Source organism: Amycolatopsis sp. SID8362 (assembly GCF_010550475.1).
In the GTDB taxonomy this organism is placed as follows: domain Bacteria; phylum Actinomycetota; class Actinomycetes; order Mycobacteriales; family Pseudonocardiaceae; genus Amycolatopsis; species Amycolatopsis eburnea.
This window is the reverse complement of record NZ_JAAGNB010001486.1, coordinates 1-1,380: the sequence shown is the minus strand read 5'-3', so window position 1 is coordinate 1,380 and position 1,380 is coordinate 1. Positions and strand designations below refer to the sequence as shown.

Genomic DNA, 1,380 nt, shown 5'->3' with positions numbered 1-1,380 from the left:
CGCGCGGCGCCGGCGTGCGGGTCTCCTCGCGCGGGGCCGGGACCGGGAGCGCCTGCACCATGCCGGAGCGGCCCGAGGCGAGGGCCGCCGCGCCCAGCGCGACGCCGTACTTCGGGTGGATGTCGACCGCCGTCGGGCGACCCAGCTCGGCCGAAACCAGCTGGGACACCAGGGGAATCCGGGAAGAGCCGCCGACCAGGAGCACCGCGCCGAGGTCGGCCGGGCGGAGGTTCGCCGAGCGCAGGGCGCGGTGCAGGGAACCGAGCGTCGCCGTGATCGACGGGCGGATCATCTCCTCGAACTCGCCGCGGGTCAGCCGCACCTCCGTCTGCACCGACGGCAGCAGCACCGGGACCGCCACCTCGGTGTCCGCCGACAGCGCTTCCTTCGCCAGCACGCATTCCTGGCGCAGCCGCACGACCGCCGCCACCGCGCCCGGGTCGTCCGGGTCGATCCGCGACAGCTTGCCGTCCAGCGCCCGGTCCACGTGCCCGAACACGGCTTCGTCGAAGTCGACCCCGCCCAGGCCCTCGATGCCTTCCGGGGTGCCGAGGATCTCGAACCCGCCGTTGCGCTTCCGGAGCACGGTCGCGTCGAACGTGCCGCCGCCCAGGTCGTACACCGCGACGACGGCGCCGTCGTCGAGCCGCTCCTGTGCCGCGTAGTGCGCCGCCGCGGCTTCGGGCTCGGTGATCAGGCCGACGCGGTCGATCCCGGTCAGCTTCGGCACCTGTCCGAACAGCTCCCGCTTGTACGGTCCCCAGTTCGCCGGGTGGGTCAGCGTGATCCGGTCCGGACGGCCGCCCTGCTGCCCCGCGACCGTCCGGACCACGTAGCCGAGCAGGTGCGCCATCAGCGACGCCACCGAGTGCGGTGCGCCGCCGAGCAGCACCGGCGTCGGGTCGCCCAGGCGCCGCTTGAACTCCCGCGTCACGCGGTCGGGTTCGACGGACGCGCGCCGGCTCGCCGCGTCGCCGACCAGCACGCTGCCGTCGGGGCGCAGCAGCACCACCGACGGGATGGCCGCCGTCCGGTCGCCGAGCGACACCATTTCGACGTGGCCGGCCCGGTCGACGGCGGCGGCCGTGAAGGTCGTGCCGAGGTCGATGCCCAGTCCGTAGCCCATGTCAGCCTCCGCCGCCGGTGTCCGCGTTGTCGAAAATCGGGTGGTCCCCGTGAACCGGCTCCGGTTCCGCGGGGTGTTCTTCGTGCACGTGGTCCTCGAGCGGTTCCGGGGGCGGGTCGTGCGGCTCCGGCGGTGGGCTGTCCGGCACCTCGGCCACGGCCGGCGCGTGGTCGGGCTCGGGGTGCCGCGGCGGCTCGAACGGGTGGTCCCGTTCCACCGGGTGCGGCCGGCTCCCGGTGACCTCGCCGGCGTCG

General features: G+C 74.9%; 2 protein-coding genes. One reads left to right on the top strand and one right to left on the bottom strand.

The features are described from left to right. Positions 1-1,126 (bottom strand): Hsp70 family protein (locus tag G3I65_RS45760; RefSeq protein ID WP_160701648.1); only part of this gene is annotated, 1,126 nt, incomplete at its 3' end. 49 nt (positions 1,127-1,175) lie between these two features. Here G3I65_RS45760 and G3I65_RS45755 point away from each other — a divergent pair. Further along, the coding region (locus G3I65_RS45755; protein WP_160701647.1) for a hypothetical protein at positions 1,176-1,380 on the top strand (205 nt) is incomplete at its 3' end.